Source organism: Deinococcus sedimenti, assembly GCF_014648135.1.
In the GTDB taxonomy this organism is placed as follows: domain Bacteria; phylum Deinococcota; class Deinococci; order Deinococcales; family Deinococcaceae; genus Deinococcus; species Deinococcus sedimenti.
Window position 1 is genome coordinate 144,893 of the sequence record NZ_BMQN01000005.1, and the last position, 24,784, is coordinate 169,676.

The 24,784-nt window shown below is 66.8% G+C and carries 20 protein-coding genes and 1 pseudogene; 10 read left to right on the plus strand and 11 right to left on the minus strand.

The genetic code is table 11. From position 1 onward, the window contains the following. Positions 1–91 precede the first annotated feature (91 nt). Positions 92–2,938, minus strand: coding sequence for a 2-oxoglutarate dehydrogenase E1 component (locus IEY69_RS12595; RefSeq protein ID WP_189073499.1), 2,847 nt, complete (start codon positions 2,936–2,938; stop codon positions 92–94). Positions 2,939–3,088: 150 nt separating this feature from the next. Here IEY69_RS12595 and IEY69_RS12600 point away from each other — a divergent pair, with 150 nt between their 5' ends. From IEY69_RS12600 to IEY69_RS12615, 4 genes are all read left to right on the plus strand, one after another. Then, positions 3,089–3,979 carry an SMP-30/gluconolactonase/LRE family protein gene (locus IEY69_RS12600; RefSeq protein ID WP_189073500.1) on the plus strand — a complete coding sequence of 297 codons (891 nt, stop codon included), beginning with the start codon at positions 3,089–3,091 and terminating at the stop codon, positions 3,977–3,979. Positions 3,980–4,056: 77 nt separating this feature from the next. Continuing rightward, positions 4,057–4,305, plus strand: coding sequence for a hypothetical protein (locus tag IEY69_RS12605; protein WP_189073501.1), 249 nt, complete (start codon positions 4,057–4,059; stop codon positions 4,303–4,305). Between the two features lie 242 nt (positions 4,306–4,547). Then, complete coding sequence (locus IEY69_RS12610; protein WP_189073502.1) at positions 4,548–5,804, plus strand: hypothetical protein; 1,257 nt, start codon at positions 4,548–4,550, stop codon at positions 5,802–5,804. 100 nt (positions 5,805–5,904) lie between these two features. Then, positions 5,905–7,293: a serine hydrolase gene (locus IEY69_RS12615; RefSeq protein WP_189073503.1), complete on the plus strand. Its 1,389-nt coding sequence runs from the start codon at positions 5,905–5,907 to the stop codon at positions 7,291–7,293. An 87-nt stretch (positions 7,294–7,380) separates the two neighbouring features. Here the strand turns inward: IEY69_RS12615 and IEY69_RS12620 are convergent, their stop codons facing one another. After that, positions 7,381–7,887, minus strand: coding sequence for a hypothetical protein (locus IEY69_RS12620; RefSeq protein WP_189073504.1), 507 nt, complete (start codon positions 7,885–7,887; stop codon positions 7,381–7,383). Positions 7,888–8,098: 211 nt separating this feature from the next. Between IEY69_RS12620 and IEY69_RS12625 the strand changes: the two genes are divergently transcribed. Then, positions 8,099–9,538, plus strand: a complete 1,440-nt coding sequence (locus IEY69_RS12625; protein ID WP_189073505.1) for an AAA family ATPase — start codon at positions 8,099–8,101, stop codon at positions 9,536–9,538. Further along, positions 9,531–10,448 carry a DUF4435 domain-containing protein gene (locus IEY69_RS12630; protein ID WP_189073506.1) on the plus strand — a complete coding sequence of 306 codons (918 nt, stop codon included), beginning with the start codon at positions 9,531–9,533 and terminating at the stop codon, positions 10,446–10,448. Before IEY69_RS12625 ends, IEY69_RS12630 begins: the two co-directional genes overlap by 8 nt. A gap of 8 nt (positions 10,449–10,456) precedes the next feature. Here the strand turns inward: IEY69_RS12630 and purF are convergent, their stop codons facing one another. The 7 genes and pseudogenes from purF to IEY69_RS12665 all read right to left on the minus strand — a co-directional run. Then, positions 10,457–11,875 (minus strand): amidophosphoribosyltransferase, encoded by a 1,419-nt coding sequence (gene purF, locus IEY69_RS12635; protein WP_189073507.1) that lies wholly within the window; start codon positions 11,873–11,875, stop codon positions 10,457–10,459. A 198-nt stretch (positions 11,876–12,073) separates the two neighbouring features. After that, the gene (purL, locus tag IEY69_RS12640; RefSeq protein WP_189073508.1) at positions 12,074–14,302 is read right to left on the minus strand and encodes a phosphoribosylformylglycinamidine synthase subunit PurL; all 2,229 of its coding nucleotides are present in this window, start codon (positions 14,300–14,302) and stop codon (positions 12,074–12,076) included. A 70-nt stretch (positions 14,303–14,372) separates the two neighbouring features. Continuing rightward, complete coding sequence (locus tag IEY69_RS12645; RefSeq protein ID WP_229783931.1) at positions 14,373–14,840, minus strand: DinB family protein; 468 nt, start codon at positions 14,838–14,840, stop codon at positions 14,373–14,375. A gap of 17 nt (positions 14,841–14,857) precedes the next feature. Beyond that, entirely contained in the window at positions 14,858–15,529 is a 672-nt protein-coding gene (gene purQ / locus IEY69_RS12650) for a phosphoribosylformylglycinamidine synthase subunit PurQ (protein WP_189073510.1), read from the minus strand. After that, entirely contained in the window at positions 15,526–15,789 is a 264-nt protein-coding gene (purS, locus tag IEY69_RS12655) for a phosphoribosylformylglycinamidine synthase subunit PurS (protein ID WP_046843969.1), read from the minus strand. Before purS ends, purQ begins: the two co-directional genes overlap by 4 nt. A 94-nt stretch (positions 15,790–15,883) precedes the next feature. Next, complete coding sequence (purC, locus tag IEY69_RS12660; protein ID WP_189073511.1) at positions 15,884–16,609, minus strand: phosphoribosylaminoimidazolesuccinocarboxamide synthase; 726 nt, start codon at positions 16,607–16,609, stop codon at positions 15,884–15,886. A 530-nt stretch (positions 16,610–17,139) separates the two neighbouring features. Then, a pseudogene (locus IEY69_RS12665) lies at positions 17,140–18,558 on the minus strand (CbiX/SirB N-terminal domain-containing protein); the annotation flags it as partial. A 206-nt stretch (positions 18,559–18,764) separates the two neighbouring features. Here IEY69_RS12665 and IEY69_RS12670 point away from each other — a divergent pair. The 4 genes from IEY69_RS12670 (at position 18,765) to IEY69_RS12685 (ending at position 23,113) form a co-directional block, all read left to right on the plus strand. After that, positions 18,765–19,190 (plus strand): hypothetical protein, encoded by a 426-nt coding sequence (locus IEY69_RS12670; RefSeq protein WP_189073513.1) that lies wholly within the window; start codon positions 18,765–18,767, stop codon positions 19,188–19,190. 94 nt (positions 19,191–19,284) lie between these two features. After that, positions 19,285–20,370 (plus strand): M20/M25/M40 family metallo-hydrolase, encoded by a 1,086-nt coding sequence (locus IEY69_RS12675; RefSeq protein ID WP_189073514.1) that lies wholly within the window; start codon positions 19,285–19,287, stop codon positions 20,368–20,370. A gap of 123 nt (positions 20,371–20,493) precedes the next feature. Continuing rightward, positions 20,494–21,816, plus strand: coding sequence for a S41 family peptidase (locus IEY69_RS12680; RefSeq protein ID WP_189073515.1), 1,323 nt, complete (start codon positions 20,494–20,496; stop codon positions 21,814–21,816). Between the two features lie 127 nt (positions 21,817–21,943). After that, positions 21,944–23,113 (plus strand): DUF885 domain-containing protein, encoded by a 1,170-nt coding sequence (locus tag IEY69_RS12685; RefSeq protein ID WP_189073516.1) that lies wholly within the window; start codon positions 21,944–21,946, stop codon positions 23,111–23,113. 74 nt (positions 23,114–23,187) lie between these two features. On the opposite strand, the gene IEY69_RS12690 is transcribed toward IEY69_RS12685, so the two are convergent. Together IEY69_RS12690 and IEY69_RS12695 are read right to left on the minus strand one after the other, a co-directional pair. Continuing rightward, complete coding sequence (locus tag IEY69_RS12690) at positions 23,188–24,132, minus strand: aldo/keto reductase family protein (RefSeq protein ID WP_189073517.1); 945 nt, start codon at positions 24,130–24,132, stop codon at positions 23,188–23,190. An 89-nt stretch (positions 24,133–24,221) separates the two neighbouring features. Further along, the gene (locus tag IEY69_RS12695; RefSeq protein WP_189073518.1) at positions 24,222–24,782 is read right to left on the minus strand and encodes a dihydrofolate reductase family protein; all 561 of its coding nucleotides are present in this window, start codon (positions 24,780–24,782) and stop codon (positions 24,222–24,224) included. Positions 24,783–24,784: the final 2 nt, after the last annotated feature.

Genomic DNA, 24,784 nt, shown 5'->3' on the forward strand with positions numbered 1-24,784 from the left:
CCGAACACAAGGCACGAAAAAGATCCGTGAGGCGCACAACGCAGCGGGGCCGCCCCGGTGCTCCCGGAAGCGGCCCCGCTGAACTCGGGGTTCAGCCCTGCTGTTTGGCGGTCTCGGCGAGGTCCTTCTGCTCCTCGACGACCTCGCGGCTGAGCTTCTCGCCCAGCGCGTCGGCGATGACCTTCGCCTGTTCCTTGGCGTGCACGCTGGCGTACCCGGCGGCGGTGCTGGCGCTGCGCGGACGGGTGGCGCCCTTGAGGGTCTGCCCGGGCGCGAGCACCTTCTCGAGGTCCTCCCAGATCATCAGCCACGCGCCCTGGTTCTCGGGTTCCTCCTGCGCCCAGACGACCTGCGCGCCGGGGTGCTTCGCGAGTTCGGCGGCCAGCGCCTCGGCGGGGAAGGGGTACAGCTGCTCCAGGCGAATCAGCGCGGTCCCGGCGTAGCCTTCCTTGTCGGCGTCGCGGGCGTCCACGAGTTCCCAGTGGAGTTTGCCGCTGCTGATGACGACGCGGCGGGCGCCCGTGACCTCGGCGTCCCCGATGACCTCGTGGAAGCGGCCCTCGGCGAGGTCGGTCAGGGGGCTCATGGCGGCCTTGTTGCGCAGCAGGCTCTTGGGCGTCATGACGATCAGCGGCTTGCGGTAGGGGCGCAGCACCTGACGGCGCAGCAGGTGGAAGATCTGCGCGGCGCTACTGGGCACCACGACCTGCATGTTCTTCTGCGCGCACAGCTGCAGGTAGCGTTCCAGGCGGGCGCTGGAGTGCTCGGGGCCCGCACCCTCGTACCCGTGGGGGAGGAGCAGGGTCAGGCCGCTCAGGCGCTGCCACTTGCTCTCGCCTGCGCTCAGGAACTGGTCGATGACGGCCTGCGCGCCGTTGGCGAAGTCGCCGAACTGCGCTTCCCAGGCGATCAGGGCCTTGGGTTCACTGGTGGAGTACCCGTACTCAAAGGCCATGACGGCCTCCTCGGACAGGGTGGAGTCGATGACCTCCACGCGGCCCTGATCCGCACTGAGGTGCGCCAGCGCCATGTACTCCTCGTTCAGCGGGTCCTGCGCGTTCTGGTCGTGCAGCACGGCGTGGCGATGCACGAACGTGCCGCGCCCGGAGTCCTGGCCGACCAGGCGCACGCCGAAGCCCTCCTCGAGCAGCGTGGCGTACGCGAGCATCTCGCCCATGCCCCAGTCGAGAGGCTGCTCGCCCTTCGACATGGCCTGACGGGGCTTGATGACGGTGCGTTCGATGGTGCGGTGCACCTTGAAGCCCTCGGGGACCTCGGTGAGTTGCAGGCCCAGCGCGGTGAGTTTCTCCTGCGGGACGGCGGTGCTGACCTCGTCGCGCCAGTGGGTGCTGGTGTACTCGCTCCAGTCGACCGCCAGCTTGCTCTGCGCGGCGTTCTCCATCTCCTCGACGACCGATTCCCCGGCGTCGAGCTGATCCCGGAAGCGGTTGACGAGCGCGTCGCCCTCGCCCGCGTCGAGCACGCCCTCGGTCTCCAGCTTCTTCGCGTACAGCGCGCGGGTGCCGGGGTGCTGGTCGATCTCGCGGTACATGATCGGCTGCGTCATGCGCGGCTCGTCGCCCTCGTTGTGCCCGTTGCGGCGGAAGCAGATCAGGTCGATGAACACGTCCTTGCCGAACTCCTGCCGGTACGCCAGCGCCAGATCACCGCAGAACGCCACCGCCTCGGGATCGTCGCCGTTCACGTGCAGCACGGGCGCGTTCGCGATCTTCGCGACGTCCGTGCAGTAGCGGCTGCTGCGGGTGTCGCGCGGGTCGCTGATCGTGAAGCCCACCTGGTTGTTGATCACGATGCGCACGGCCCCGCCGGTCGCGAAGCCACGCAGGCGCGACAGGTTCAGGGTCTCCATGACCACGCCCTGCCCGCTCACGGCGGCGTCGCCGTGCACGGTGATGGGCAGCACGCTGCGCCGGGTCTCGTCCCCACGGCGGTCCTGGCGGGCGCGGACGCTGCCGTGCACGACGGGGGAGACGATCTCCAGGTGGCTGGGGTTGAACGCCAGCGCCAGGTGCATGGGCCCGCCGGGCGTGCGCACGTCACTGGAGTACCCCATGTGGTACTTCACGTCCCCGGCCACGTCCGGGTTGTCGCTGAGTTTCTTCTTCCCGTCGAACTCGTCGAACAGCACGCTGCTGGGCTTGCCGAAGATGTTCACCAGGGTGTTCAGGCGGCCACGGTGGGCCATGCCCAGCACGACCTCCTTCACGCCCGCCCGCCCGGCCTGCTGGATGATGCGGTCCAGCAGCGGAATGAAGGACTCGCCGCCCTCCAGACCGAAGCGTTTGACGCCCGGGTACTTGTTCTTCAGGTACAGTTCCAGGCCCTCGGCGGCGTTCAGTTTGCTCATCAGGCGGCGGCGCTCGTCGCGGCTGAACACGCCCCGGCCGCGGTTGGCCTCCACCCGCTCCTGGAACCACGCGCGCTCATTGGCGGGCAGGTAGTTGAACTCGAAACCGATCGGGCCGCAGTACGTGTCGTGCAGCTGCGCGATCACGTCCCGCAGCGGCCCGCTGAACGGACCGTCCTGCACCTGCTCGTTCAGGTCCGCGGCGGACAGGCCGTAGTACTCGGGCGTCAGCTCGGGCACCACGGGCAGCCCGCGCATCTTCAGGGGGTTGGTGTGCGCGCTGATGTGCCCGTACACCCGGAACGCCGTGATCAGCGCGCCCGCCGCCTGCTGCGCGCCACTGACGCCCTGCGGCGCCGGAATGACCGCCCCGCCGCGGCGCTGCGTGCCCAGCTGGTAGAACGCCTCCTGGATGGCCGAGTGCGGCGTCTCGTGCGCGCCACCGCGCAACTCGTCGAAGTAGGCCCGCCACTGCGGATCGACACTCTGGGGGTCCGCCAGGTACGCCTCGTACAAGCCCTCGATGAAGGCCGCGTTCCCGCCGGACATGATCGTCTGCGACTGCGTCATAACGCCTCAGCATACCGCCCACACCCCTGCGCATTGGCACCCGCCCCCCCCGGAATTTGTTCCCGCGTGCGTAACCATCCCCCCACCCCGGACAGGTGGTGCTTACACGACCCCCACCCATCCCGACCCGGAACGCGCCACCATGACGTCATGACCCACCCCGCCTTCCAGGCCACCCACCCGGACTTCCACGCCCTGTTCCCTGACGGCGCCGCGCCCGAACAGCTCGGCCGCGGGCACACCTGGACCGAGGGCCCCACGTACGTGCCCGCCCGGCAGCGCGTGATCTACAGCGACGTGCGGCAGAACCGCACCTGGGCGTACACCGACGACGGACAGCTGCTGGACGAACTGAACCCCAGCGGGTACCAGAACGGCCACACCCTGGACGCCCAGGGCCGCCTGATCGCCTGCTCGCACGGCCAGCGCGCGCTGCTGCGCCAGGAACACGACGGCAGCTGGACCACCCTGGCGGACCGCTTCGAGGGTGCCCGGTTCAACTCCCCGAACGACGTCGTGCAGCACCCCGACGGCAGCCTGTGGTTCACGGACCCCACCTACGGCCTGGACAAACCCGAGGAGGGCGGACGCGGCGAACCCATGGAGATCCCCGGCCGCTGGGTGTTCCGCCTGGCCCCCGACGGCACCCTGACCGCCCCCATCCGCGACCGGCACAAACCCAACGGCCTGGCCTTCGCCAGTGCGGACACGCTGCTGCTGGCCGACACGGGCGAGAACCCCGGCACGTACCGCTACCACGTCACCCCGCAGGGCGAGGCCACCCTGCAGGAGCTGCACTTCACGGTCAGTCCCGGCAAGACCGACGGCCTGCGCCTCGACGAGGCGGGCCGCATCTGGAGCAGCGCCGCCGACGGCGTGCACGTCCTCACCCCGGACGGACAGGAGCTGGGCCGCATCCTGTTCCCCGAGACGGTCAGCAACGTCGCCTTCGGCGGCCCAGGCGGAAAGACCCTGTTCGTCACGGCCAGCAGCGGCTTCTGGCGCGTCCCCACCACCACCCGCGTCCTGACGCTGTCCTGAGCCGCCGGGCGGCTTCGCCAAGAACGTCATAAGGGCCGCCCGTCGGAACGCGGGGCGGCCCTCCCTACACTGGGGACATGCAGATCCTGTCGCGCGTGACCCTGACCTTCGGCATCATCACCCTGATCGCCGCTGCGCTGCTGCTCGGCAAGGACGTCATCGACATCAACCAGCTGCACGCCGTGGCGAACGCCAACCGCAGCACCAACTTCCCCAGCCCGCTGAACACCGTGCTGATCACGGCCGTGCTCGCCGTGATCGGTGGATTCCTGACTGGCCTGGGCCTGGGCATGCCCAAACGCCTGCCGCGTACTACCCCCCACTGAACTTCGCCCTGCTGCACGTGATCCCCGGCCTGCTTCTGACCGGGGGTCTTTTCTGTGTGCACATCCAGAACTTTAAATGACCTTGATAATGTAGAAAACCTCATTTATGAAACAACATTTGGGAAAAGCCTGAATAATCACGATTCCCATGAAAAATAACCGTTGTTTAAAGAACGATCTCTGGGTGATCGCGTACGCTGATGGAACTTCAAAAGAGCGTCACCCCACTCAAGGAGTTCCACATGAAAACACCCATCGCCTGCACCCTTGCCCTCCTGATCGCCTCCGCCGCCCTCGCCGGTGGTGGCCCCAGCGTCGCCCGCCCCGCCGGCACCACGGTCAATCCCTTCGGCGCCACCGCCGCCGCCCCCATGACCATGCCCGCCGTGCTGTCCGACCTGCAACGCGCCGGTACCACCCTGACCCTCGTCACCGGCCGCAACGTCATCGCCGGCACCGTCAACGGCCCCACCGTGACCGCCATCGGCAGCGAGCCCGCCACCTCCGTCGTCGCCACCACCGGCGGCACCCAGCGCCGCTACACGCTGCTGAACCCCGTCCGCCCCGGCGTCGTGACCCCCGTGCGCGACATCCGCCTGCTGCCGGTCGCGCCAGTCGTGCTGCTGCCCATCCAGGCGCCGCAACCCGCCCCCCGGCCCATCGCCGCGCCCGTCACCCCAGCGCCCGCGCCCGTGACCCCCGTCCCGATCGTGCAGCCCACGCCCATCGTGCAGCCGGCCCCCGCGCCGGTCCAGCCTGCCCCGGTGCAGCCCGCGCCCGTACAGCCGGGGCCCATCCAGCCGGCTCCGGTGCAGCCCGCCCCGGCCCCCGTCCAGCCTGAACCCACCCCGCCCGCCCCCGAGGACCCCATCAGCATCTGCCACCGGACCGGCAGCGACACCAACCCGTACAACCTGATCACGGTCAGCCGCAACGCCCTGGACGCCCACGCCGGTCACGGGGACATCATCCCCGCCCCTGCCGAGGGGTGCCCCACCACCGCCGGGGACACCACGCAGCCCAGCCCCGCCCCGGTGCAGCCCGCGCCCGCCCCCGGTCAGCCTGAACCCACGCCCCCCGGCGACGGCAACGACAAGATCAACATCTGCCACCGCACCGGCAGCAGCACCAACCCGTACAACCTGATCTCGGTCAGCCGTAGCGCCCTGGACGCGCACTCCGGCCACGGCGACATCATTCCCGCTCCGGAAGGTGGCTGCCCCACCACCGCCGGGGACGCCACGCAACCCAGCCCCGCCCCGGTGCAGCCCGCCCCGGCCCCCGGCCAGCCGGAACCCACCCCCCCCGGTGACGGCAACGACAAGGTCAGCATCTGCCACAAGACGGGCAGTGACAGCAACCCCTACAACCTGATCACGGTCAGCCGTAGCGCCCTGGACGCGCACTCCGGCCACGGGGACATCATCCCCGCGCCCGCCGAAGGCTGCCCCACCGGCACCCCTCCCGGCAACGGGAACGGCAATGGCAACGGCAAGTAACGCCTGACGCACCACCCCGGCGGCGCCCCCTGAACTCCAGAGGGGCGCCGCCTCTGCCGTACCCAGAAGGGGCCCCGCGTGCCATCATGCGCGCGCACCCATGAACCTGCGACCCCTGATTGCCGCGCTGCTCGTCACGACCGCCCAGGCCACCCCCACCGTGCAGGGCGCGTGGCACGGCCCGTACTACCGCCTGACCCTGACCGGCCTGAGCGCCCGAGACGGCACGATCCGCTGGACGCCCGGCGGGACCGGCGCGGACCTGAAGTTCAGCGCGGCGCTCCCCACCCTGACCCGCACGGTGCCCACCGCGCAGGACCAGATCCAGATCCGCGTGCAGGACAAGGGCATTCAGATCCGCAGCGCGCAGGGCCGCCCGCTGCGCGTGAACCTGATGCCCGTCCGCGCGGGCGTCGAGGGGCCCACGCGCTTCACGGCCATCGACGTGTACCCCGAGGAAGCCTGGACGACGTATGAACCTGTCCCCGTCACGCCCTGCCGCGCACCCACCCCCGTCCCGGAACTGCCGTACCAGCCGCCCCGCTTCGCCACCGGCCCCGTCGGGTTCTACCTCGCGCAGATCGACCCGCGCACCGGCACGCCCATACGCGTCATCGCCAACGACCCGGACCGCCTGTACCCCCTGGCGAGCACCTTCAAACAGATCGTCCTGTGGGGCACCCTGCGCGACGTGCAGGCCGGACGCCTCAGCCTGAACACCCGCCTGACCGTCACCGAAACCAACCGCAGCATCGAGACCTACCAGCCCGGCACGCGCACCGTGCAGAACCTCGCCACGCAGGCCATCCAGAACAGCGAGAACACCGCCAGCGACGTCCTGCACCTCCGCTACGGCCCCGACCGCCTCCAAGCCCTCGTCACCGCGCAGGGCGCGTGCCACACCCGCGTGAACACCACCACCAAAGCGTGGTGGGCCGCGCAGGCCGGACTCCTCCCCGAACTCTACGGCCCAGACGTGAACACCGGCGCGCAACAGACCTTCACCCTCCCACCCGCCCAGGAAACCCAGATCCGCGCCCGCGCCGTGCAACAGGCCCAGACCCTGAACGCCGACCGCGTCCTCGACCACCTCGACCGCGCGTTCTTCAGCCCCACCTACCACCCCCAGACCGAGGTGTACCTGCAAAACCGCAGCACCCCCCGCGAATGGGCCACCCTGATCACCCGCATGTACCTCGACCCCAGCCTGACCCCCACCAACCGCGCGTTCCTGCGTGACACCCTCGCCAGAGGATGCTGCCGCGCCAAGGACCCCAGCGTCGCCTACTGGGGCAGCAAGGCGGGCAGCGGCTGGCGGAACGTCACCATGAGCGGCCTGCTCAGCCTGACCACCGGGCAGACCTTCGTGTACGCCTACTTCAACCCCGGCTCCGACACCATTGAAAGCGTCCTGATCGAGAAACAACTGCCGGATATCGCCCGGTACGTCCTGGAGAACGCCAAACGACTCGCTCGCAACGCCCCCTGAACCAGACGGGGGAACGGCGTCGCGGGTGGACCCCTCAGTCGGCTACGCCGACAGCTCCCCTTGAGGGGAGCCAGGGCCACCCCCCGCTCAGCCTCCGCTGCGCCCGAACCGGCCCAGAGCCGCGCGGCTTTCCGGCGTGCCTCCCGGCACCTTCGCGCCCGCCAGCGAGACGAACGACCACCCGCCCCGCGCACCATGCTCCACCACCAGGTAATGCGTCCCGGCCCCCAGCGTCCGCGCCAGCGTCGGCCCGCGCCACCCCACCACGCCATGCCCCGAGCACGCCGAGTACGACCCGGACACGCCCACCGCGCTCCAGCCGTCCGGCACGAAGTCCGGCTGCCCCGCCCCCACGGGCACGCCCGGCCCGACCAGCCACAGGCGGGGACGGTACGCCACGTCACACGCGGAACTGACGAACACCGCCACGTCCAGCCGGAAGCCCGCCCCAGTCGAGAGGGCGTACCAGTCGCGGCCACCCGCGCGGCCCTGCACGGTGATGACCTTCGACACGGTCGGCTGCGGCACCCGGAACGCCGTTTCCAGCGTGCCGCTGCCCGGATTGAACAGCGGCTGATGCGCCCCCGCCCCCACGATTGAGGTGTTTGCAATCCAATAACTGCGGTGAGGTCATGGCACGAATACAGAAAATCCTGAACCTAACTTTCGGAAAAGGTGATCTAGATTACTATCAGCAAAGTTGCCGACTATTCTTCTGCGGTGGTTGTAGGATAGCCTCGTTTTTCGATCCTTCCGATCTAGCCAAAATTTTCTGTACCACTTATGTGGCATGAGGAGTTTACGTATGACACGACAAAATTATAAGCGAAAGCGCAGGAGCGATACTACTTCGCAAGTCAAATCATTTTCTGTGGTCAAACTTAATGGAAATCTCAATGTTAATTGCCTTTTCCGTGACAACAAATTGGTTTTGGTTGGCGAGAACGGGTATGGTAAAACAACTATATTGGTGATGCTGTACTACACTATGACTAGGCAGTGGGTTAAGCTGCGCAAATACGATTTTGAATCTATAGAGCTTGTTTTTGGAAATAAAAATTTGAAGTTCAGTAAATCTGAACTTGAAGTGAATTTAGTGGATATGCCATATAAAAATGAGATAGCCAAATATATAGAGGAAAATGCACTAGAAGATATAATAGAGGAAAGTCCAATTTCATTCATTAGAGATGCATCCCAAATTATGGGTATCCCTAGTATATATTTTAGAAGATATGTAGATATGATTTCTAATATTGAATTGTCTGATAATGTTGGGGAAATCGACAAATATATTATGGAGAATATGAATTTTCAAGTCTTATACCTGCCAACATATAGACGAATTGAACAGGATATCAGGAAAATATTTCCGGATGTGGCGCGGAGATTTAACGAATCGTTGGATAAAAGGAGCGATAATTCTAAAAATTATATAGAGTTTGTTGAGTTCGGTATGAATGATGTAGATAAACTCTTGTCCGAAGAACTAAATAGATTGCGCGAAGTTTTCAGGGGATCTTTGGTGGGTTTAACGAATAGATTTCTTGCGGGAATCCTCTCTAGGAACTATGCGACAAATTCCGATATTGAGGTTAATCCTGAATTATACGACATGCTAAAATCCAGATACTCAAAAGAACTGGAGATAACACTGGGCGTTCCTGGATTCGAAAAAACGATTGAAGATATTAGTAAGAAAAGAAGTAAAACAGATCATGATAAAATTGTGCAGTATTTTTGGCAGCAACTGCTTAATGTTTATTTTGAGCAATATATAGCGAGTTCATCAATGCTGAATTTCACTAACATCGTGGATGGGTATTTAGTCAATAAGGATGCTATATTCAATTCGCAGGATTATTCATTTTCAATTGTACGTAATGCTAAAAAGGATAAATCTAAAAAAGAAAATAAAAATAATCCCTATCTACTATTCCCAGATGATATTAATCAAGATAATAAACTTAAAATAAAGCTTAAAAGCCTTTCCTCTGGAGAAAAACAGATAATTTCCTTATTTGCTCACCTACATTTTGGTAAGTTCGAAAAAGCATTCGTAATCATAGATGAACCTGAGCTATCTCTCTCTATAGATTGGCAAAGAAGCTTTTTGAGCGACATTGTATCAATACCAAATGTAATAGGCCTATTCTCTGTTACCCATTCGCCATTTATATTTGATAACGAGTTGGAGAAGTACACGCACGATCTTTCTGAATTTTCGGTAATGAGTAATGAGTAATCTCCTTGACCGTCTTAAGGAGGCGAGGAGTAGCACGGTTACTGTTATTGACAGATTTATAAGGGAATATGGTAGGCACGGAGCAGGAGCCTACATATTTGTGGAGGGCAAAAATGATCGATTGTACTACCAAAGTATCGTGAAAAGAATTATTAATAAGAAGCACTATATTAAGATTTTTGTCTGTGGTAACAGGAAGGCAGTAATCGAGGCTGAAAAAAATCTTCGTGATCGCCGTTTGCCAAACGGTGTGAAAACACTATTCTTCGCAGATCGTGACTTCGATTATAATTTACAAAACGAACCTCATTCAAGGGGAGTTTGCTATACGGATGGATACTCATTTGAAAACTATCTTATTGATGGTGAAAATATGCGCTTGGCATGGGATAGTTGTGTAACCACTGCGACAAGCGGCCTAGACTACGATATTCTATCTCGAATATTTAAAAGAGAGTATATAAAATTTGCAAGAATTATGATAGATCTTTCTGCGCATGTTTTGGCGCGGCGTCGATACATTAGGGAGGGTGAAAAAATAGTACTAAACGATGCAAGAATATTGCGATTTATGAATATAGATAGCGATCTAAATATAGAATACGAGGAAAATATCTTGCCTAAAATAAGTGATCAAATTGGTTTGAGAATGATGAAGTGTGATGCAAAAGTGTTTAAAAATATTAAACGAGATCTCAGAGAGAAGGGTAGCCTTTATTACATTAGGGGGAAATATTTAACGACATTTATTCAGAAATTTCTCGAAGGGGTCCAAGTGCTTGGCAAAAGTGTTGATGCAAATTTCGCATTTGATGTTCAAATTAATGAGAGAAATATCGTCAACTATATTTTAATGCGTGGAAACATACCGAATAATCTGGCATCATATGTGGAAGCCAGACTAGTATAAGTCCTATCTCAGACTTCCAGTGCCAGTTTGTCCACGTCATTTAACAGGGGGGTGCCTGCCGGGTACTCCCCGTTGAAGCACGCGAGGCACAGGCCAGGGCCGCTGACGGCTTCTCGGATGCCCTGCTCGCTGATGAACGTCAGGGTGTCCGCCCCGATCAGGTCGCGGATCTCCTCGATGCTGTGCGTGCTAGCGACCAGTTCCTTGCGGGCGGCGGTGTCGATGCCGTAGAAGCACGGGTGCTTGATGGGCGGGCTGCTGACCCGGAAGTGAACTTCGGTGGCGCCCGCTTCGCGCAGCAGGTTCACGATCTGGCGGCTGGTGGTGCCGCGCACGATGCTGTCGTCCACCAGCACAACGCGTTTGCCGCGCACGGCACTGGTGGGGGAGAGTTTCATCTTGACCTTCAACTCTCGTGCTTCCTGCGTCGGCGCGATGAACGTGCGGCCCGCGTACGGGTTCTTGTACAGGCCGTAGTCGAAGGGAATGCCGCTCTCGCGGGCGTACCCGATGGCGGCGCCGATGCCGCTGTCCGGGACGGGCACGACGATGTCGGCCTCGATGGGGTGTTCCTTGGCGAGCTGGTGCCCCATGCGGATGCGGCTTTCGTGGGCGTCAACGCCGTCGAGCTGGCTGTCGCTGCGGGCGAAGTAGATCCACTCGAACGCGCAGGGGGTGGGTTTCTTCGGGGCGACCATCAGGGAGTGCAGGCCGGTGCGGTCGATCCACACGAGTTCGCCGGGCTGCACGTCACGGATCAGGCGCGCGCCGACGGCGTACAGCGCGCACGGCTCACTGGCGATCACGTACGCGTGGTCGTCCCGCTGCCCGATCACCAGGGGCCGCACGCCGTTCGGGTCGCGGAAGCCCAGCAGCTGCGTGCGGCTCATCAGCACGCACGCGAAGCCACCCTTCAGGCGTTTCATGGCGGCGGCGGTGGCCTCCACGAGGTCCATGTGACTCTCGCGGGCGATCAGGTTCAGCATGACCTCGCTGTCGTTCGTCGTCTGGAACAGCGCGCCCTGCATCAGCATGTCGTTGCGGACCTCGCGGGCGTTCACGAAGTTCCCGTTGTGCGCCAGTCCCAGGATGCCCTTGTTCGTCCGGGTCGTCAGCGGCTGCGCGTTGAAGCGCAGGTTCGACCCGGTCGTGGAGTACCGCACGTGCCCGATGCTCACCCGCGCGTTCGCCAGCCGCACGCTGTCCAGGCGCCGCTCGTCGAACACCTGCGTCACCAGACCCAGGTCCTTCTCCACGTGGAACTTCTCCCCGTCCGACACGCACATCCCCGCCGCCTCCTGCCCACGGTGCTGCAGCGCAAAAAGGCCCAGGTACGTGAACCACGCCAGGTCCAGCGGCTCCGGCGAGAACATGCCAAACACACCGCATTCATCCTGCGGCTTATCAAGAATCGGATCAAAGATCATGGAAGTCCTTTAACCCCTCCCCCTTGAGGGGGGAGGTTGGGAGGGGGTGAGCGGGCCGGGCGGCGTGTGCGGGTCGGGCTGGGGTTGGGTTGGTCTTTCTGGCTGCGCGGGTGGGTCGGTGGCGGTTCACCCCCACCCGGCCTCCCCCCTCTCCTTCGGAGCTGCTCCAGTCAAGGGGGAGGAGAAAGGCCGGGGGGTTCATCCCAGGATCTCCGCGAGGGGGGTCGTGTGGGCGTGGGTGAGGGCGCTGAGGGTCACGCTCAAGTGTATGTGGTGGGTGGGGAGGGCAATGGTGACGGTATCGCCGCCGGTGGTGCCGAGGCGGGTGTAGGGGACGCCCTGGGCGTTGAGGGCCGCTTCGGTGCCTGCCTCGTCGGGGGTGGCGATGAGGATGCGGGCGTGCGCTTCGCCGTACAGGAGGGCGTCGGCGTGGGTGGTGGTGGGGGCGTTCAGGGTGACGGTCAGGCCGGTGTTCCCGGCGATGGCCATTTCGCTCAGGGCGACGGCGAGGCCGCCTTCGGCGCAGTCGTGCGCGGTGTCGGTCAGGCCCGCGCGGATCAGGTGCAGGGTCGCGTCGATGACGGCCTGTTCGCGGGTCAGGTCCAGGGTGGGGACGTGTCCGGCCTCAAGGCCGTGGACGGTTTCGAGGTACTGGCTCGCGCCGATGCTGTCGGCGTGCTCGCCGATCAGGTAGAGGGTGTGGCCCTCGCCCTTGAGGTCCATGGTGGCGCGTTTGGTCACGTCGGGCAGCACGCCGACCATGCCGATGGTGGGGGTGGGGTGGATGGCGACGCGTTCGTCCCCTTCGGTGTACTGGTTGTACAGGCTGACGTTCCCGCCGGTGACAGGGGTGTTCAGGGCGCGGCAGGCGTCGGCGATGCCGTGCACGGCGCGTTCCAGCTGGTAGTACACCTCGGGCCGGTGGGGGTTGCCGAAGTTGAGGTTGTCCGTGATCGCCAGTGGCGTGGCGCCCACGCAGGCGAGGTTGCGGGCGGCCTCGGCGACGGCGGCGGCAGCCCCGGTGTACGGGTCGAGGTACACGAAGCGCGGGTTGCAGTCGCTGGTCGCGGCGACGCCCATTCCGCTGCCCTTGACGCGCATGACGGCGGCGTCGGCGGCACCGGGTACGACGACGGTGTTCGTCATGACCTGATGGTCGAAGCGCTGATAGATGGGGCGCTTGCTGGCAATCGTGGGGTGGCTCAGCAGGTCGGTGAGGACCGCGCCGAGGTCGCCGGGGACGGGCACGCCGCTCAGGTCACGCTCGCGCTTCGCCTTGATCTCGTCGGATTCGATGCCCTCGCGGGTGTACTTGGGGGCCTCGTTCAGCAGGTCCACCGGCAGGTCGCAGACGACCTCGCCGCGCCACGTCAGGCGGTAGTTGGTGTGCCCCTCCACCTGCCCGATGGTCACGACGTCCAGTTCCCACTTGGTGAGCAGGTCCAGCAGGTCCTGCTCCTTGCCCGGCACGGGCACCAGGATCATGCGTTCCTGCGACTCGCTCAGGCACAGTTCCATGGGCACCATGCCGTCCTCGCGGGTGGGGACCAGATCGAGGTTCATGGTGATGCCCAGCCCGGCGCGGTACGCCATCTCGCAGGTGCTGCTCACCAGTCCGGCGGCGCCCATGTCCTGCACGCCCGCCACGACGCCCGCCTGGATGGCTTCCAGCGTCGCCTCCAGCAGCAGTTTCTCCATGAACGGGTCGCCCACCTGCACGGCCGGGCGGTCCGCCTGAGACGCGTTGCTCAGGTCGGCGGACGCGAACACCGCGCCGCCCAGCCCATCACGCCCGGTCTTCGACCCGACGTACACGATGGTGTTCCCGACCTCACCCATCGTCCCCTTCGCCAGATCCTCGTGGCGCAGCAGGCCCAACGCCATCACGTTCACCAGCGGGTTCTCCTGGTAGCTGGGGTGGAAGGTCACCTCGCCGCCCACCGTCGGCACGCCGATCGCGTTGCCGTAGTGCGCGATGCCCTCCACCACGCCGTTCAGCAGGAAGCGCGTCCTGGGGCTGTCCGGGTTCCCGAAGCGCAGGCTGTCCAGCACCGCGAACGGCCGCGCGCCCATCGCGAAGATGTCCCGCAGGATGCCGCCCACGCCCGTCGCCGCGCCCTGCACCGGCTCCACCGCACTGGGGTGGTTGTGGCTCTCCATCTTGAACGCCACGCCCCACCCGTCCCCGATATCCACCACACCCGCGTTCTCACCGGGACCCTGCAACACCTGCGGCCCCGTCGTGGGGAAGTGCCGGAACAGCGGCCGCGAGTTCTTGTACCCGCAGTGCTCGCTCCACATGGCGCCCACGATGGCGGCCTCCAGCGCATTCGGCTCCCGGCCGATACGCGAGACGAGCAGGTCGAATTCTTCGGTGGACAGGCCAAACGTGCCCGCACGGTCGCGGAGGGTGGCGGCTTGCGTCATTGAAGCTCCTTGCAAACCCGGGCGCGGCCCGGGCGGGGATGGATCGGGAGTGGGAAAGAGGAGGTGCGGGTCACGCCTGCGATTTCAGCAGCAGGTTCAGCTGTCCGCGGTGGTAGCCGACGTGGCGCAGCTGCATGCCGAGGGCGAGGCGGCGGGGGCGGGTGCCGCCCGGGGTGGCGGCGCTGAAGACCTCGCCGTCCAGGGCGCTGTCGCCCGCCCGTTCCAGCCACGCGACGACCTGCGTGCCGGTCTCAATCAGCGCGGCCAGGATCTGCTCGCGCGGGTCGCTCTCGCGGACAGGCGCGGGCTGGGTGCCGAGCGCCTGCACGCGGGCGTTGTCCTCCCAGCCGAGGTGGTGGTAGTTCGGCGTGCGGTCGTCCAGGACCATCAGGCGCAGCCACTCGGCGATGTGCAGGGCGTGCCACGCGGGGCTGTGGCCCAGGCGGGGCGTGTGGAAGGCGTCGCCTGGCGCCTGCTCCAGCGCGGCGCGGAACAGGTCCAGTTCGCTGCGGAACTGCTCGGCCAGGTAGGCCGTCACCGCGCCCGCCTGGGGGGTCACCGGGACACCAGCGCGCCCTTCAGGCTGTCGAACAGGCCGCGGCCGTCCTCGCTGCCCAGCAGGGCCTCCACGGCCCGCTCGGGGTGGGGCATCATGCCGAGCACGTTCCCGCGTTCACTGACGATCCCGGCGATGTCGTTCAGGCTGCCGTTCGGGTTGTCGGTGTACCGGAACACGACCTGCCCCTCGCCCTCCAGCCGCGCGATCGTCTCGGGGTCGGCGTAGTAGTTGCCTTCACCGTGCGCGATGGGCACCTCGATGACCTGCCCTGTCGTGTACGCGCCGGTGAACGCCGTGCCGGTGTTCTCCACGCGCAGGTGCACGGGGCGGCACAGGAAGTGCAGGTCACGGTTGCGGCTCAGCGCGCCGGGCAGCAGCCCGGACTCGGTCAGCACCTGGAAGCCGTTGCAGACGCCCAGCACGTACCCGCCGCGTTCGGCGTGCGCCTTGACGGCCTGCATGATCGGACTGCGCGCGGCAATCGCGCCGCTGCGCAGGTGATCGCCGTAACTGAACCCGCCGGGCAGGAACACCAGCTCCGTGCCCTGCGGGAGTCCGGCCTCGGTGTGCCACACGAACTGCGCGTCCTTATCGAGGAGCAACTGCGCGGCGTGCAGCGCGTCGCCGTCGCAGTTGCTGCCGGGAAACTGGATGACGGCCGTCTTCACGCCCCGACCAGCTCCTCACTCAGCTCCCAGCGGGCGTCCTCCATCACGGGGTTGCTCAGCACGTTCTCGGTGATGTCCTTCAGCTGCGCCTCCACCTCCGCGCGGCTGCCCGAGAGGGTCAGTTCGATGTACTTCCCGACGCGCACTCCACTCACGTTCCCGTGATCCAGGTGCGACAGCGCCCGCTCCACGGTGCGCCCCTGCGGGTCGAGAATGCTGGGCTTCAGGGTCACGAACACTTTCGCTTTAAAGGTGGACATGGTGGGGCTCCTTCGGAGGGCAGATGGCAAGAGGCTGATGGCAGATGGTCAGGAGTGCTGGCGCAGGTGGATCGTGGCGGTCGGCCATCGACCTTCAGCCATTCGCGCCCGGCGCGGTCACGCGCCGGAGCATCTCGGCGTAGGCGTCTTCCACGCCGCCGAGGTCGCGGCGGAAGCGGTCCTTGTCCATCTTCTCGTTCGTCTGGGCGTCCCAGAAGCGGCAGGTGTCGGGGCTGATCTCGTCGGCCAGGACGACCGTGCCGTCCGCCAGCGTGCCGAATTCCAGCTTGAAGTCGATGAGGCGCACGCCGCGCGCCGCGAAGTACGGCACGAGGAACGCCTGCACGTTCAGTGCCAGCTCCCGGATGCGCGTCAGCTGCTCGGGGGTGGCCCAGCCGAGCGCGACGGCGGTGTCCGTGTTGATCAGGGGGTCGCCCAGCGCGTCGCTCTTGTAGCAGTACTCCACGACCGGGCGGGAGAGTTCGGTGCCTTCCTCGACGCCCAGGCGTTTGCTGAACGACCCGGCGGCGACGTTGCGCACGATGACCTCCACGGGGATGATCGTCACGGCCCGCACGAGCTGCTCGGTCTCCGACAGCTGCCGGATGAAGTGGGTGGGCACGCCCGCCGTTTCCAGCTGCGGGAAGAGGTGCGCGGTGATCGCGTTGTTGATCGCGCCCTTGCCCCCGATCTGGGCTTTCTTGACGCCGTTGAAGGCGGTCGCGTCGTCCTTGTACTCCACCACGTACTCGTTCGCGTCGGGGGTGGCGTAGACGCGCTTGGCTTTCCCCTCGTACTTCAGTTCGCCTCTACCGGTCATACGCCCTCCGTGGGGAGCGCGCGCTCCCCGGAATGTAGGAAACGCGTCCCCCGAAGCAGAGCGGGGCGACGCTGAAATGTCGCAGTGCTGAGCATGTGCAGGCCTCCATCGCCGTCTCTCGGACGGGCTTACCGCTCCCGGTGCGTGGGGTGCGGGGCGTCTCACAGGACGCGGGTGGAAGAGAAGATGTATGCCCGCCCGGGTAGGGCGGTCACCGCTGCGCAGCGTAACACCCCCGCATGAGCCATATGCCGGGGTGTTCAGAGGACTTGGACGAACCCCCTGCCGGGGGCGTGCCCCGATGGCGTGGCCGGAGATGGCGTGGGCAGAGGGGCAGGCCACCGGTCCGCCCGCGCCGCGCCCCTGCAACCCGAGTCCGGGTCAGGAGTCTTGCTCATACGGACTCCGGTTGAAAGGTTTGCAAAAACTTTCAACCCGAGCGGACGCGAGCAGGAGAAGAACGGGTTCCGGGCGTGGAGTTGGCAACCCGGTGCGGTTCCGGGTTGTCAACGAAACAGACGGAATCCGTATCAGTCGTCGCTGGCGCTGGCCGCCCCTGCCTTCTTCCGCGCGACCTCCTCGCGGACCTCCGCGACGAGGAACGTGCAGGCCTCCGCGCAGGGCATCCCGCCCGGCACGCCGTCCAGAAACGAGTGCGTCAGGCGCTCCCCGGCCCACAGGCGCGTGCGCAGGCAGGCGGCACACACCCGCCCGGCCACCCGCTCGACCTGCTCGGGCACGGCGCGCTGCACCTTCGCGTAGATGCCGGTCTGCCGCCGCGCGGTCGTCGCCCACGGCGTGGGCCGCAGCGCGTGGCACGAGTGCGCGTACGTCTCCTCGACCACCGCCGGGTACGTGTAATGCACCGCGCGGCGCAGGTCCGCCTCGTTCAGCACGGCCCGCCAGCCGCGCGGCAGGTTGCGCAGGGTATGCACCGGGCGGTGCTCGCCGCCGTCCGTGACCCGCGCCCGGTCCCGCACGCCCTCGGGCGTCACCAGGGTCATCAGGTCCCCGCCGGGGCGACCCTCGTCCAGCGCGTGCCGGACCTCGAACACGCCCAGTTCCGGCGTGATCAGCAGTTCACCCACCCGCGCGCCCCGCCGGGCCAGCTTCAGGAACGCCTGCCACGCCGCCTCGTGCCCGCGTTCGGTGTCCCCGCCGGGACCGCCGGCGCCGCGCGCCTCCTCCGCCAGGTGCACGATCACGTCCGCGACGGCCGCGTGCGTGCCGACCGGGCGGGCGTAGTACACCTCGCGCGGGCCGTGCGGCGCGTCCGGGAAGGCCGTGACCGTGTCCGTCAGGTCCAGGTCCTGCGGGATGGTCTCCAGGGTGTGCCAGCCCTCGGACGCGAAGAACGGCACGATCACCACGCGCGGCGCGCGCGTCACCTCGGCCCAGCCGCTCACGCGCGGGTCCTCGTCGAGGAACAGGGCGTGCACCTCGCTGAACAGCCCCCGTTCGCGCAGGCGCGCGGCGTTCTCGTGAATCACGCGGCTGCTGTTCTCGTTGCGGGTCGTGCCGTGCCCCAGCACGATCAGCGCCGTGTCGTCCGGGCTGGGGTCCGGCAGGACCTCGCGGGCGCGGGCCTCGATCACGTCCGCCATGCCGGGGTGCACGCCGTACGGCAGGGTGTAGCGCACCGTGCGCCCCCCGATCACCCGCGCGATGCCCTCGGGCGGCACCGGCCCCTGGTGGCCCAGGCCCAGTTCACGCGGAATGACCGTCTCGGTGAAGTACCCCTCGCTGATGAACATCGGGATCACGGTCACGTCGGTGCTGGCGGTCGTCTTCAGCACCTGCCGCAGCGACGGTTCCTCCTTCCAGTACCCCTCGATCACCTCGTCGAACAGGCCGCGCCCGCGCAGCAGGTCCGCGTACCGGTACACGGCGACCGCCGATTCCCCGTTCAGGTGAGAGCCGTGACCAATCAGCACCAGTGACCGCATCCCTGCAACTGTAGCGCTCCGCGCGCGCCCCCCGCTTCCCCCGCCGCACCCGTCGCGGGGTGGTCCGGCCATGAACGCGGGTGAAGGCCACCCTCACGCCCCGGCTGGCGCGGCGGCGTAGCGTGGCGGTCGTCCCACCCAAGCCCGCGCGCGGTCCCGACCGGTTCCGTCCCCAGGTTCCCGCGCGACCCTCACCGGAGGTGCCCCCTATGTTCTTCCAGCAGAAAGACCGTCACGAGCAGATGGCCCGACTCGACCCGCGCGACACGAACGGCGACGGGCAGGTCAGCCCCCAGGAAGCCGCCGCGTACATCCAGGACTACCTGCAGCAGGCCAGCCCCGAGGAACGCGACCAGATCCTGCGCGAGTACGTGGGCGGCATGAGCCCCGACCAGCGCCGCGAGATGGGCGACGCGATCGTGCGCAGCCCCGCCAACCCCGTCACGCAGGTCCGCCACGACGACGACCACGACCTCGTGGACGCCTACACGAAGACCGCGCAGGCTCCCGCGCAGGACGGCAAGAGCCCCCTGGAGGCCGCGTTCGCGCCCGGCGGGATGCTCAGCAGCCCCCTGGTGAAGGCCGGACTGGTCGGCCTGGCGGGCATGATCGGCAGCCGCATGCTGCGCCGCTGAACCCCCGCACCCTCCCTCGCCCCTGCCCATCCCGGCGGGGGATTTCCGTGCCTTCCCGTTCCGGCCGCCCCGGGCGCACGTACAATGGCGCGCAATGCCCCTGACGTACCTCACCCGCATCGCCCAGACGCCCGCCCCGACCTTCCACGAGGAGCGGCGCGCGGACCTGATCGCGGGCCTGTGGACGGACCTGGGCTACGCGGTCGAACGGGACGAGGTCGGGAACGTCCTGACGCGCCTCACGCCCCCCGGCACCGAGGGCCTCCCGGCGCTGCTGCTCGCCTCGCACCTCGACACCGTGTTCGACGCGGACACCGACGTGACCGTCCGCGAGGAAGGCGGGCGGCTGGTGGGGCCGGGCGTGGGGGACAACAGCGCCAGCCTCGCCGTCATGACCGCGCTGCTGCGCGACCTGCGCGAGCGGCCCCTGACCCTGCGCCGCCCGCTGTGGATCGCCGCGAACGTCGGCGAGGAGGGCCTGGGCGACCTGCGCGGCGCCAAGCACCTGATCCGCACGCACCGGCCGCAGCTGGGCGCGTTCCTGGCGGTGGACGGCTACCTGGGCATCGCCGTGACCCGCGCCGTGGGCGTGCGCCGCTACCGCGCCACGTTCGCCGGCCCCGGCGGGCACTCCTGGGGGGATCAGGCGCCCAGCGCCCTGCACGCCCTGGGCCGCGCGATCAGCGCGCTGTACGCCCTGCACCTGCCCGTGAACCCGCGCACCACCCTGAACGTCGGCGTCGCGTCGGGCGGCACCAGCGTGAACTCCATCGCGGGCACCGCCGACCTGCTCCTTGACCTGCGCTCCCTGGACGGCGAGGTCCTGAGCGATCTGGACCGCCGCGCCGTGGCGGCCCTGCACGCCGCTGCGCGCGAGGCCGGGGTGAAACTGCATCTGGAACGCGTCGGGGACCGGCCCGGCGGGGACCTACGCGGCGAGGCGCTGCTGGACCTCGTGCGGGACGCCAGCCGCGAGGGCCGCGTCGACCTGCGCGTGGCGAGCAGCAGCACCGACGCGAACGCCGCCGTTCCGCACGACCTGCCGGCCCTGGCCGCCGGGGTGTACCGCGGCGGGAACGCGCACCGCACCGACGAGTGGGTGCAGGCCAGCAGCCTCGCGCCGGGTCTGAAGTTCCTGCGGCGCGTCGTCGAACTGTACCAGCGCCGACCCGTCCGCTGACCCGCCGCGCAGCAGTGGTCCTGCCATCAGGAGATTTCCCTTCCTGGTCGGCAAATCTTGTGAGTTTCGTTGCAATCGCCGCCCACCAAATTCCCATCCGCGCGGCGCACAATGAATGGACCGATGAACGCCACACAGAGCCCGGTGACTGCCCTGTCCTTCCTCCGCGTCGCGCGCACGGCGGGCCTCACGGCGCTGCTGCTGGGCGCCGGCATGGCCCCCGCCCACGCGCAGGGCGTGGTGTCGCCCGCGCAGGACCTCTTCAACCGCGCCAATCAGCTCATCCAGAACGAGTACGGCGGGCTGTCCACCGTGGACCGCGCCGCGCTGACCCGCGAGTACCAGGAGCGGCTCGACAACGTGTGCAGACCCACCCCCGACACCTGCGCAGAAGCGAAGGCGTACCCGGTGCTGGAAGCGGAACTGACCGCGCTGGGCGACGAGCACTCCTTCTTCCAGACGCCCGAGGACTACCGGGACTTCCGGGCCAGCGTCACCGGCGGCAACCGGCTGCAGTTCGGCGTGAAGCTGGGCGCGCTGGACGGCCAGAACCGCGTCGTGACCGAGGTCGTGCCCGGCAGCGCCGCCGAGGAGGCCGGCCTGAGGCGCGGGGACGTGCTGCTGACCATCGACGGGCAGCCGTACACCTACGAGAACCTGCGGGCCGCGCGCGAACAGGGGCGCACCATCACGCTGGGCAGCGAGCGGCTGGGCACCCCCCTGACCCTGACCATCACTGCGCGCGAGAGCAGCACCGTGGACCTGCCGCGCCTGAGCTTCGTGCCCGCCAGCGCGGCCGAGGCCGCCGTGATCCGCATACCGACCTTCCTGTCCGGCGGGGGCGTCGCGCAGCGCGTGCATGATCTGGTCGGGCAGGCGCAGGCGCGCGGCGCGACCGGCGTGATCGTGGACCTGCGCGGCAACACGGGCGGCAGCCTCGCCGAGTGCGACAGTGCCGTCAGTGCCTTCGTGCCCAGCCTGACCCGACTGGCCCGCAGCGCCGACGGGAACGCCCGCACGGTCGTGAGTCGCGGCACCCGCCTGGAAGACGGCCGCATTGCGGGCGGTGTGCGCAACCCGAACCTGTGGACCGGACCGATGGCGGTGCTGGTGGATGAGGGGAGCGCGTCGTGCAGCGAGTTCTTCGCATTCGAGATCCAGCACGCGCGGCGTGGCCCGGTCCTGGGCGAGCAGACCGCCGGGGTGGGCAACACCGCCACCCGCGTCTTCCCGGTGGGCGAGGGCGCGCTACAGCTGACCATCCTGAACTACGCTAAACCCGACGGCACGCCCTACCCCGTGAGTGTCACGCCGGACGTGGTGCGCGAGCAGAACGAGGCCACCACCCGCGAACTCACGCGCGGCGTGGACAGCCTGCTGGGCGCCGGGGTGGACGCCCTGAGCGGCGCGCCCACCCTGGGCCTGAACCCCTTCGGGCGGCCCTGACCCCCGCTCCTCGGCGCGGCCCCCCGGTTTCGGCGGGGCCGCGCGGCCCTCTCTGGGTGCATGGGCGCCCCGCGATGCCGGACGCCCCGGACGCCCTGCACCCCGCGCAGGGCCTATCCTCCGGGGCATGACGGACATCGCAGAACGCTACGTGCGGCTGGCGCACGCCATCGACGCGCACTCTGAGGGCTTCATCGACGGGTACGGCGGCCCGCAGGAGTGGGCCGTGCGGGATACACGCGACCCGCAGGCGCTGCGGGACGAGGCGCAGGCCCTGCTGGCGGACGTGGCGGGCGTGCCCGAACCCGAGCGGCGCGCGTGGCTGGAGGTGCAGGTGCGCGCCATGCACACCATGACCCGCCTGCTGTCCGGCGAGGCGATCCCCTACGCCGACGAGGTCCGTGGCCTGTACGACATCGAACCGCGCCGCGCCGACCTGGGCGCCCTGGACGCCGCACTGGCCGAACTCGACGCCACGCTGCCCGGCAGCGGCCCCCTGCCCGCGCGCGAGGAGGCCCTGCGTGCCCGGCTGGCCGTGCCGCGCGGCGAGATCCTGCGGGTGGCGCAGCCGATCCTGGCCGAACTGCGCGCCCGCGTCACCGAGCATTTCGGGCTGCCCCAGGGCGAGGACTTCAGCATCGAACTGGTGACCGACAGGCCCTGGAGCGGGTACAACTGGCCGCTGGGGAACCTGCGCAGCCGCATCGACATCAACACCGACCTCCCGGTGCTGCTGCCCGCCCTGCCCGACCTGATGGCCCACGAGGGCTACCCCGGCCACCACACCGAACACGCCACCAAGGAAGCCCGGCTGGTGCGGGAACGCGGCTGGGTTGAACACGGCATCCAGCTGATCAACGCGCCGGAATGCGTCGTGTCGGAGGGGATCGCCGTGAACGCCCTGCGCGCCGTGATGACCCGCGCGGAACTGGAGGCGTGGCTGACCGGCGACCTCGCTGCGCTGGCGGGCGTGGACCCGGAGGACATCCGCACGTTCCTGGCCGCCAGCCACGTCAAGAAGGCGCTGGGCGGCGTGAGCGGCGAGGCCGCCATGCGCCTGCACGCCGACGGCGCCCCCGAGGCTGAGGTGCTGGACTTCCTGCGCACCTACGCCCTGGCCAGCGACGCCCGCGCCGCGCAGTCCCTGCGCTTCATCCAGAACCCGAACTTCCGCGCGTACATCTTCACGTACTCGGTCGGCGGGGACCTCGTGGGCGCCGAACTCGACCGGGGCGGCGCAGGCGCCTACGCGCGGCTGCTGCGTGAACCCGTCACGCCCGGACAGCTGCGCGCCTGAAACGGAATCCGTAGGACCATCAGCAGCGGGGGGAGAGGAGACGTCCGCCTCGCCCTCCCCCCCGCCCGCACGGATCAGCGCCCGAGGATGCTCTCGATCTGCTCGATCACGTCGCTGCTCAGGCGCACGCCCGCGGCCTTCACGGTGTCCTCGATCTGCTGGACCTTCGTGGCGCCCGTGATGACGCTGCTCACGCCCTTCTGCCGCAGGATCCACGCGAGGGCCAGCTGCGCGCGGGTGATTCCCAGGTCGTCCGCGATGGGTTTCAGGTCGCGGACCTTCTGGATGTTCTCTTCCGTCAGGAAGTTCTTGCCCCAGTTCTCCTTCTCGGTCAGGCGGGCACCCTCGGGTTTGCCCGCGTCGTACTTGCCGGTCAGCAGGCCCATCGCCAGGGGGCTCCAGACGACCAGACCCACGCCCGCGCTTTCCGTGTAGGGCAGGATCTCGCCCTCGACGCGGTCGCGGCGGACCATGGAGTACTCGGGCTGCTCGGTGACGGGCGCGTGCAGGCCGTTGGCCTTCGCGAACTCGACCGCCTGCGCGATGCGCGCCGCGGGCCACATGCTCGTCCCCCAGTACAGCGCCTTGCCGTCGCGGATGACCTGATCGAAGGCCATGACGATCTCCTCCATGGGCACGTCCGGGTCGTAGCGGTGCGCGAAGTAGATGTCGAGGTGATCGGTGCCCAGTCGCTTCAGGCTGCCGTCGATGCTGTGCAGGACGTGCTTGCGGCTCAGGCCGCGGTCGTTCACGTCGTCGCTCATCGGCCAGTACACCTTCGAGCTGATGACCAGCGTGTGACGGGGGAATTCCTTCAGGGCGGCGCCCATGAGTTCCTCGCTGCGGCCCTTGGCGTAGATGTCGGCCTGATCGAAGAAGTTCACGCCGCCGTCGTACGCGGCGGTGACGATCTCGCGCACCATCGCGGAGGCGTCCTGGTTGATGCCGTACGTCTCCCAGCCGCCCAGGGCGACTTCACTGACCTTCAGACCACTCCTGCCGAGGTTCCGGTATTCCATGCGCGACACTTTATCTCTTAAAGCATCCTGGGCAGGTCAGATGGAGACAGGATAAAGAGAGCCTCATCACCATCCTCCGCCCGTGTGAATCAGCGGCGCACCCGGTACGAGTCCTGCACCAGCCCCGACGGGAACGCCCGCGAGCCCAGATGCTCCAGCCACACGTCCCCGCCCAGCGGGCCGAACAGAGGGATCCCCTCGCCCAGCAGCACCGGCACGCGCGTCACGATCAACTCCTCGATCAGTCCCGCGCGCAGGAACGCCTGCACCGTCTGCCCGCCATCCACGTACACGCCCCCCACGCCCTGCCCGCGCAGGTCCGCTGCCAGCGCCTCCACCGGCCCCGGATGCACCTCCACCCCCTCGCCCCGCAGGTCCTCCGGAATGTCCGCCGCCGTCAGGGTGCGGCTCAGCACGATCAGCCGCTTGCCCGCGTACGGCCACGGACGGAACGCCCGCACGGTCTCGAACGTCGCGCGGCCCATCACCACCACCTCCGCGCCCGCCATGAACGCGAAGAAACCGTGATCCTCCCCGGCAGGCATGGGCACCCCGTCCGGCGTCGCCCCCGGCAGCCAGTCCAGCCGCCCGTCGGGCCGCGCGATGAAGCCATCCAGGCTGGTGGCGATGAACACACGAAACGTCGTCATCC

Excerpts from the sequence above, each read along its gene's own strand:
- purF (WP_189073507.1), bottom strand. The coding sequence starts at position 11,875 with ATGATCTTTGATCCGATTCTTGATAAGCCGCAGGATGAATGCGGTGTG.
- IEY69_RS12685 (WP_189073516.1), top strand. The coding sequence starts at position 21,944 with ATGACGGACATCGCAGAACGCTACGTGCGGCTGGCGCACGCCATCGAC.
- purL (WP_189073508.1), bottom strand. The coding sequence starts at position 14,302 with ATGACGCAAGCCGCCACCCTCCGCGACCGTGCGGGCACGTTTGGCCTG.
- IEY69_RS12695 (WP_189073518.1), bottom strand. The coding sequence starts at position 24,782 with ATGACGACGTTTCGTGTGTTCATCGCCACCAGCCTGGATGGCTTCATC.
- IEY69_RS12670 (WP_189073513.1), top strand. The coding sequence starts at position 18,765 with ATGTTCTTCCAGCAGAAAGACCGTCACGAGCAGATGGCCCGACTCGAC.
- IEY69_RS12630 (WP_189073506.1), top strand. The coding sequence starts at position 9,531 with ATGAGTAATCTCCTTGACCGTCTTAAGGAGGCGAGGAGTAGCACGGTT.
- IEY69_RS12625 (WP_189073505.1), top strand. The coding sequence starts at position 8,099 with ATGACACGACAAAATTATAAGCGAAAGCGCAGGAGCGATACTACTTCG.
- purC (WP_189073511.1), bottom strand. The coding sequence starts at position 16,609 with ATGACCGGTAGAGGCGAACTGAAGTACGAGGGGAAAGCCAAGCGCGTC.
- IEY69_RS12690 (WP_189073517.1), bottom strand. The coding sequence starts at position 24,132 with ATGGAATACCGGAACCTCGGCAGGAGTGGTCTGAAGGTCAGTGAAGTC.
- IEY69_RS12595 (WP_189073499.1), bottom strand. The coding sequence starts at position 2,938 with ATGACGCAGTCGCAGACGATCATGTCCGGCGGGAACGCGGCCTTCATC.
- IEY69_RS12605 (WP_189073501.1), top strand. The coding sequence starts at position 4,057 with ATGCAGATCCTGTCGCGCGTGACCCTGACCTTCGGCATCATCACCCTG.
- IEY69_RS12610 (WP_189073502.1), top strand. The coding sequence starts at position 4,548 with ATGAAAACACCCATCGCCTGCACCCTTGCCCTCCTGATCGCCTCCGCC.
- IEY69_RS12675 (WP_189073514.1), top strand. The coding sequence starts at position 19,285 with ATGCCCCTGACGTACCTCACCCGCATCGCCCAGACGCCCGCCCCGACC.
- IEY69_RS12680 (WP_189073515.1), top strand. The coding sequence starts at position 20,494 with ATGAACGCCACACAGAGCCCGGTGACTGCCCTGTCCTTCCTCCGCGTC.
- IEY69_RS12615 (WP_189073503.1), top strand. The coding sequence starts at position 5,905 with ATGAACCTGCGACCCCTGATTGCCGCGCTGCTCGTCACGACCGCCCAG.
- IEY69_RS12600 (WP_189073500.1), top strand. The coding sequence starts at position 3,089 with ATGACCCACCCCGCCTTCCAGGCCACCCACCCGGACTTCCACGCCCTG.
- purS (WP_046843969.1), bottom strand. The coding sequence starts at position 15,789 with ATGTCCACCTTTAAAGCGAAAGTGTTCGTGACCCTGAAGCCCAGCATT.